The sequence below is a fragment of the Cyanobium sp. NIVA-CYA 375 genome (genome assembly GCF_056108345.1).
Map to the genome: position 1 here is coordinate 1 of NZ_JBSYHW010000095.1, position 7,041 is coordinate 7,041.

8 protein-coding genes are annotated in these 7,041 nt (G+C 64.6%); 2 read left to right on the top strand and 6 right to left on the bottom strand.

What is annotated here, in order from left to right; translation table 11 throughout:
* On the top strand, positions 1-251 hold a 251-nt coding region (locus AC01FP_RS15240; protein ID WP_474481513.1), incomplete at its 5' end, for a hypothetical protein.
* A gap of 34 nt (positions 252-285) precedes the next feature.
* Here the strand turns inward: AC01FP_RS15240 and AC01FP_RS15245 are convergent.
* Positions 286-2,013, bottom strand: a complete 1,728-nt coding sequence (locus AC01FP_RS15245; protein WP_474481515.1) for an ATP-binding cassette domain-containing protein — start codon at positions 2,011-2,013, stop codon at positions 286-288.
* Between the two features lie 147 nt (positions 2,014-2,160).
* Here AC01FP_RS15245 and AC01FP_RS15250 point away from each other — a divergent pair, with 147 nt between their 5' ends.
* Positions 2,161-3,258: an SET domain-containing protein gene (locus AC01FP_RS15250; protein WP_474481517.1), complete on the top strand. Its 1,098-nt coding sequence runs from the start codon at positions 2,161-2,163 to the stop codon at positions 3,256-3,258.
* On the opposite strand, the gene AC01FP_RS15255 is transcribed toward AC01FP_RS15250, so the two are convergent.
* From AC01FP_RS15255 to AC01FP_RS15275, 5 genes are all read right to left on the bottom strand, one after another.
* Positions 3,230-4,765 carry an asparagine synthase-related protein gene (locus AC01FP_RS15255; RefSeq protein WP_474481518.1) on the bottom strand — a complete coding sequence of 512 codons (1,536 nt, stop codon included), beginning with the start codon at positions 4,763-4,765 and terminating at the stop codon, positions 3,230-3,232. The genes AC01FP_RS15250 and AC01FP_RS15255 overlap by 29 nt on opposite strands.
* A 15-nt stretch (positions 4,766-4,780) precedes the next feature.
* Positions 4,781-5,212 (bottom strand): lasso peptide biosynthesis B2 protein, encoded by a 432-nt coding sequence (locus AC01FP_RS15260; RefSeq protein WP_474481520.1) that lies wholly within the window; start codon positions 5,210-5,212, stop codon positions 4,781-4,783.
* A complete protein-coding gene (locus AC01FP_RS15265; protein ID WP_474481522.1) occupies positions 5,209-5,478 on the bottom strand; it encodes a PqqD family protein in 270 nt (89 codons plus the stop codon). Before AC01FP_RS15265 ends, AC01FP_RS15260 begins: the two co-directional genes overlap by 4 nt.
* 48 nt (positions 5,479-5,526) lie before the next feature.
* Positions 5,527-6,129 (bottom strand): hypothetical protein, encoded by a 603-nt coding sequence (locus tag AC01FP_RS15270; protein ID WP_474481523.1) that lies wholly within the window; start codon positions 6,127-6,129, stop codon positions 5,527-5,529.
* Positions 6,130-6,764: 635 nt separating this feature from the next.
* Positions 6,765-7,041 (bottom strand): hypothetical protein (locus AC01FP_RS15275; protein WP_474481524.1); only part of this gene is annotated, 277 nt, incomplete at its 5' end.

Consider the following 7,041-nt stretch of genomic DNA (forward strand, 5'->3'; position numbering starts at 1 on the left):
CCCGCACAGGGCAGCTGCTCCACCTGGCCCGGGCGATGACGCTGCTGCCCGCGATGGTGGTCAAGGCCGGCGTGGTGCGGCAGATCCGGCGCCGTCTGGGGCAGCACCCCGTGGTGTTGCCTGAAGTCCAGCTGCCACCGGAGCTGGTGGCAGCCACCCGCCAGCTGCAGTCCCGCACCCGGGGCCTGCCGCAGGCGAGCCCGCCAGCCCCAGGGCTTAGCCGTAATGCACTTACCTTCATACAGCGCTGATCAATCTCCCCTGCCCCTGAACTTGCGCTCTGCTTCAGGCATGGTGCAACCGTTCTGCTCGTTGCCTGTCGCTCACCTGCAGCCTCAAAACCTTGCCTGCCTGCTTGATCAGCTCCGGGTCGTGGGTGCTCACCAGCACCAGCCGTTCCCTGGCGCGTTCCGCCAGAATCGCTCTCACACGCTGGGCCGATTCCGCATCAAGAAAGGCTGTGGGTTCATCGAGCACCTCCACCGGGCGGTTGCGCAACCAGGCGCGCAGCAGGCCCAGCCGGTGAATCTCACCACTTGAGAAGTGATCCAGCGCCAGGGGCAGGGGATCGTCCAGGCCGCGGCCGCGCTGGCAGAGATGGCCTAATCCCAGCCGTTCCAGCCAGTCCTCAATCACACCTGCAGGTGCCTCTTGATCGAGCAGCAGGTTCTGGCGCAGACTGGTTTCAAATAGCACTGCCTCCTGCGGGGCGTAGGCCAGCAGCCCACGCAGCTGGCGAGCTCCCGCTGGGCCGCTCAGCTCAATGGCGCCCATTGGCGATGCGATCTGCCAGTGGCTGCTGCCTTCCCCCAGCAGGCCGCAAACGCGATCCAGCAGGGTTGTTTTGCCGCTGCCGGAGGGGCCTGCCACCGCCACCAGAGTCCCTGGCTGGAGTTCAACCCTCTCTGCCTCCTTCCCAGCGGTTGCAGGACTCCAATGCAGGGCTGTCCAATTTTGAGGGTCGTTAAAGCCTGCCAGGGTCTGGCTTGTGGCCGTCCTGCCTTGTTGCGCCGGTCCTGCGGGCCTGAGCAGTTGACGCCGCTTGCAGAGCTCGTCGTAGCCGGGCAACGACCCTAAGCACAGGCGCTGGGCATTGATTACGGCGCTGAGGGCGGTGCCGCTCCGGTAAGCCAGCAACAAGGTGGTGGCAATGGCGGCGGGCCCAAGTCCCGCCCGGCCCCAGATCAGCCACCCCCCCACCACCAGCACCACCAAGGTGTCGCGCCAGGCCGTAAACAGGGCTTGACGCTGCACGGTTTGCCTTAGCAACCGGCGAAAGCGGTCGTTGTCTTGCGCAAACCGCTGCAGCAACCAGGATTCAGCCGCCGCTGCCCGCACGGCTTTCAGGCCATGCAAGCCATCGCCAACAGTGCTCTGCAGTGCGCCATTGAGGTGGCTCTGCAGGCGACCCAGTTGCCAGCTGCCGGAGCGTTGCAGCAAGGCTGCGCCGCCCGTAGCTGCCAGGGCCAGCACAAGAGGGAAAGCGGCTTGCCGCCCCACCACCAGCACGCCTGCCGCGTAGATCCCCAAGGAGAGCAGGGCCTGGAATGAGCGCATCCCCTGATCCAGCGCCAGCACCGAGCGGCTGATATCAGCCATCAACAGGCCCAGCAATTCCCCCCGTCCCAGCTGCTCCAGTTGGGTGGAGGAGGCCTGCAACACCTGCCTGAACAGCTGCTGGCGCAGGCCATCGATGAAGCCGGAGCGCAGCCGTTCCTGCCCGATCGCCGCCAGCGCCTTCAGCAGGCCGCGCAACAGCATCAGGGCAACCAACACGGCCAGCCCCAGGGGCAAGGGGAGTTGCACCGGCAGCTGCCAGCTGGCGCCTGGGGCAGCACCGAGCAGCAGCGACACACCAACGCCTAAGCCAGCGATATCCAGCACATTGCTCAAGCCGCTCAGCAGCGCCAGGCCGCTCAAGTGGCGCCAGCCAGCTTCCCGGGCCAAGCGCGCCACAAGCCGCCACCGCTGTAGCCGAGGCAGGTTGCGCTGGCTGATGAAGTCGGGCGACATGGGGCAGAAGGGGTGGATGGCCCTTGCCGCGACCTTAATGGCCGGCCTTGGATTGACTCGCTGGCTCTGCCCCCAGCTGGCGAATTGTTTGCCGTTGAGTTGGAGTGTGGTGGCCAGCTCGCCCGCCCGCCAACCAGCCGAGTTCGAATGAAGCTCGCAATTGCTAGCGACCAGCCAGCTGCCACGGCGCTGTTAGCGGAGATTGCCCACCTGTGCGCTGCCCATGGGGCCCAGTGGCATCCCCAGTTGCAGGTTGAGGTGAACGGGGGCGCCATGCGCCTGCTGGCACCACCAGAAACAACTGGTGAGCTGATCAGCCTGCCCACCGAGCTGTTGCTGCCGATTGAGGCGGCCCAATGGTCGGGCTCAGCCGATGCCCTGCAGCTGCTGCAGCCACCACCAGCCGCCACTGCGATACAGCGCGAGCTGCTGCAGCTGCACGTCGAGCTTTACAACGCCACCGGCAAGTTGCATTGGTGGAGCAGCCAGCATCCTGCTCGGCTTGTTGACGGCTCAGCCAACGTGGCGGCTGCCCTTGCGCCGCTCAAGCCTGGCCATGCGGCCAAGGTAGAGCGCTCGGCGGCCGAGGGATTCCTTTCCACCCGCAGCTTTGGTTGGCGATCCGATCTTCAAAAAGATCATCGCCAGCCGGTGCTGCTGCCCTTGATTGATCTCCTCAACCACCATCACCAGGGAGCCCCTTATGCGATCAGCGATGGCGCGATGCGGATCAAGGCCGCACAAGCAGGAAGCCGCGAGTGTTTTGCCCACTACGGCAGTCGCCGCGACGTGCTCGATCTAGCCCTCCACTACGGCCACTGCGATCACTCCACCCCGTTTGCCCACTGTGCGCCCCTGGAGATCACGGTTGAAGGGGTGGGAACCATTCGAGTGGAGCATCAGGGCCAACGAGCACCCTTCCATCCCTTTGATCCACCACGCGTAACGCTCGAGCCCGATGGTCTGAGGCTCAGCCACCTGTGTTGCCACCAGGAACATACTGAGCGAGTGCAAACGATGCTCAAGCTGGCGCTGCAAGGAAGCCTTAAACGCAGCGGCCACGACGCAATAGGCGCCCGGCAATTAGCTCAGATGGGCTTGAATGCCATCGGAGCTGCAAACCTGCGCCTACTGGAGCAGCTGGCAGCTGCAGCTCAATCCTCACAGCATCCAAGCGCTGCAACGCTTGCGGCGGCCGCCCATCGCCAGGCGTTAATCATCCGAGCGCTTGCCACCAGCCGCTGAGGGCCTTCATGGTGGCGAGGGCACGGCTGGTGCCCATCACTCCTTTCATCGTGGGCTCAGCGCTGGCCAACACGTCTTCTGTTTCCCGGCGAATCGCCTCCAAATCCCAAACCCTCGCCAGGGCTGGATGCCAATCGCTCGTCGCCTTCAAGCTGCGCTCCAGCGCCTGATGTCGCTTGCTGATCAGCTCAGAACGCCATTGATCTAGGCCGCCCTCTAGCTCGCGGTCCTTGGTGGGGTTGTCGCGTAGAAATGGCGGTAGAAATGGTGCAAAAGCCCTGCGGTGCAACAGCCGCCCGCGGCCAGCCCCCTCACCAAACAGCGCCGGATCCTGCTGCAGTAGGGCCGCAATCAAGCGTTCATCCAGCAGGGGAAACGCTTTAGCCATTCCATGAGAGGCCGCCAGACGGGTTTCGTCTTCCGTGCGCACAGCCACCCAATCGGCCAGCACGCGCCGGCGAATCGACTGGTGCTGCCGCAGGTAGCCATCAATCTCCCAGGGGTATTGCTCCTTGAGGTGAGGCCCTAACCACATGCGGCCTTCAGGGGTGAGCGTGCGGCTCAACACATCACTGGAGCAGAAGTCGCGGGTGCGGCGCAGCACCTTGTTCACGGCCCAAGGGCGATAGCTCAGCGCCAGGGCGCGGCCCCCTGCGGTTTTTAGGGCCGCCCGCCGCCCGCCCATCCAGTGCACCAAGGCCAGCCAGCGCCCCTGTGCCACCAGATCCGTGGGCACATTGGCGGCGTTGTGGCTGATGGCCTGATCGCCACCAAACCCGCTGAACAGCACGGTGCAGCCCTGCTGGCCCAGCAGAGCCACGGCCTGGGGATTGCCGCCGATTTGGGCTGGAGCCCCAAACACATTCAGCTGCTGCTGGAGCAGATCAATGCCCGGCTCCCCTTCACCATTCCCCGGCGCAAAGCGATGGCAGTGCTCGGGCAGCAAGCGGTGAAACGGCCTGAACTGCTGCAGGGGCGCTCCTTCCCCGCCCCCTTCCTGGCTCCAGGTGTGCATTCGCTCAGGAGCAACTCCTACGCCATGCACCAGGGCCCCAAGCACCGCATTGGAATCGAGGCCGCTGCTGTGCTCGCAGCCGATGGCGCCGTTGTGCCCCCCCAGGGCCTGTTGCACGTGATCCACCAATCCCTGCCGCAGGAACTGATGCAGGGCCTCTGGTTCCATGGCCGTTGCCCCACCAGCCAGCGGGTCATAGGCCCTGGTGTGCAGCGCGCCGTCGCTGCCAACCAGCACGTGCTGAGCCCGCGGCAAGCGGCGGATGCGGGTGTAGGGCGCCGCCTCTGCGCTGTGGTTGCCACTGATCAGGGCTGCCACATAGGCGGGATTTACATCTTCCGGCCGGGCATCGCCATGCAGGGCGTGGGCTTCCGTCCAGCTGCGCACCACCTCGGCGCCCACCGCAAAAAGGGGTTGGCGATGGAAGGCATCCGTTCGGTAAAGCCCCGCTGCCAGGGGTTGGGGATCGGTGCTGGGCAGCGGAAGAGGCATGGCTGCGGCTAGGGATCAGAACTGGGTGAGGGGCGCACCAGCGCCAGGGCTGAGTCCAGGGGTGTAGAGCCGGCCGGACTGCGGATCTCTGAGCCAGGCATGGGGCACCTTGCGGCCATCACTGAACTTGCTCATGCCTAGATGGAGCTCATTGGCCACGCCAATCAGATCCAGCAGCAGCCTGCCACTAAGCGAACGGCTCAGGCAGGTGCTGGCCCAGCCGGCGCGCCGGCAGCGGATGCGCATCAGCCAAGCCAGGCGGCTGCGCCAGAGCTGCTGCCTGGCTGGGGCGAGCTGCAGTTGCCAGCGTGTCCAGGGGCGCCGGCGGGCCAACCCGATCAGCCTTGGGCCTGGCAGCAGTTGGATCAACAGCCAGATGCTGTGATCCAGCAGGCAAAACAACCCGTAGGCAACCAGTCGGGTGGGCCAGAGCAGCAGCGGCCTCATGCCGGTTGGGCTTCCGCGAGCATGCCCCGCTTAAGCGCTTCCGCCACAAAGACTTCTGTCTCACGGCGGCAGGTCTCAGCATCCACGGCGTAGCGCGCTTGCAGGTTGCAGATCAGCTCTTCCAATTCGGCAGGGGCATCGAGCAAGTTCCAGATGCAGGAACCGGTGCCGTTGAGGTTTAGATACTCGGCGTTTTCCGGGTTAAACAGGCACACCTCGCCGTCCAGTTCAGCGGCACAGATCTCAGGATTGCGGCTAAGGAGCACAGGTCACCTTTCACACATGGAGATCCTCGCAGGGATTTAAGCCTGGTCTCAAGGCTGCAGGGCTACTGCAGTTAGCCGGGCAAATAGTTGGGGCACCTGCAGGCCAAAGCCGCCATTGCCCTCCAGCAGCAAGGGCTCGGGAGAAGCGGGAATCCAGTCCCAGGCCACCTGGTCAATGGCTGGCAACCGCTTGTGCATGGCAGCCGCCGCTTCCAAACAGGCACGCACACACACCGGAGCACCGTTGTGGAGTTGTCGTGTCCATTGAGCCAGAGCGTCCCGTTGGGCCGCCGTCAAAGCCTCTCCTGGGTTTGGCAGGCTGACGCCATCCGCACTGATGAAGGCAACTGCGCCATCGCACAAGGGCACCTCCAGCCAGGCCCGCCGCACGGCAACCGGCGCCTCAGGCGATGGCCGGGTGGTGATCACGCGAACAACCACGGCAGGGTCGGCGGCCGGCAGGTCTGTGCTGTGGCGAAGGTAGGGAGCTGCCAGGGCTGGTTCGTCGCTGCGGCAGAGGCGCTGCCAATGGGCCAGTAGCTGGGCGGGGGTGGGAGGTTCGGCATCGGCTGCATGCGGTGCATCGGCAGGAAGCCGGCGGAATAGGGCCTGCTGCTCCAGGGCTGAGCCAGACCAGCGGAAACGGATCACCCCCGGCCGGCATGGCCGCGTTGGGGTTTGAGCACCACTCCTGCTGCCCTCAAGGCCTCCCACCACCAATTCGGAATCTCTGGGTATCTCTCATCGATGCCGTGGGGTTGATGAGTGTTTTGTTGCAGGTGGAGCAGAGTGAACGGAGCTCGCCTGCGCTCGGACGTGCAGGCAAGTAGGGCCGCTTTGTCGGCCAGCAACCCCAGGGCCGGGCGGCATTGATCCGGCCAGTGCTGCCGGCGCTTGGCATGGATTGCACCGGCCAGGCTGTCTGGGGTGTACTGCGCCAGCTGGCTCCAGGAGCGAACACCCAGGGCCCACCACTAAGACACCTCCGCTGGCCGGTAACTGTTCAGCCAGCAGGCCGGCAGGGTCAGTTGCCAGGGGAGTGCTGGCCGGCCTTTGGGCGGGCGCCTTGGCCAACGCCAGGGCCGAATCAACCACCAGTGCAGCTGCTGGAGCAGTTCCAGCGGCAGCCGCCACAGCGGTGCTGTCCCCAACCGTTGCCAGAGTCGTCCTCCTGCTAGCCATCTCCAGGGCGGAGGGCTATGGAGTGTGCTGAATAGCCGCTCAACCAAGCCAGTCATGGCCAGCCGTTGGGAGCAAGCAAGCATGGCCCAGCGTGTAGGGCCCACCTATTCGTTGGTGCTGGATAGTGATTCGGTGCTGATATTCAATTCTCCCAAGCTGGGGAGGCGCCTGGGATGGAGTTCTACTGAGCCAGGCAAAGCGCCTGGATTGAGAAAATAGCGAACATCTGCCGAAAAGATCGGAACCCGACTGAATTCCAATGAGGTATTGAAGGTGTTGTTTCCTGGACTAAAGGGAAGAGTGCTGATCCAAACGCTCGTCAAACTACGGCGCGGATGGCTGTGAGGGCGGGGTTGATAAAGGTTTGGGGGCTGCTTGGGC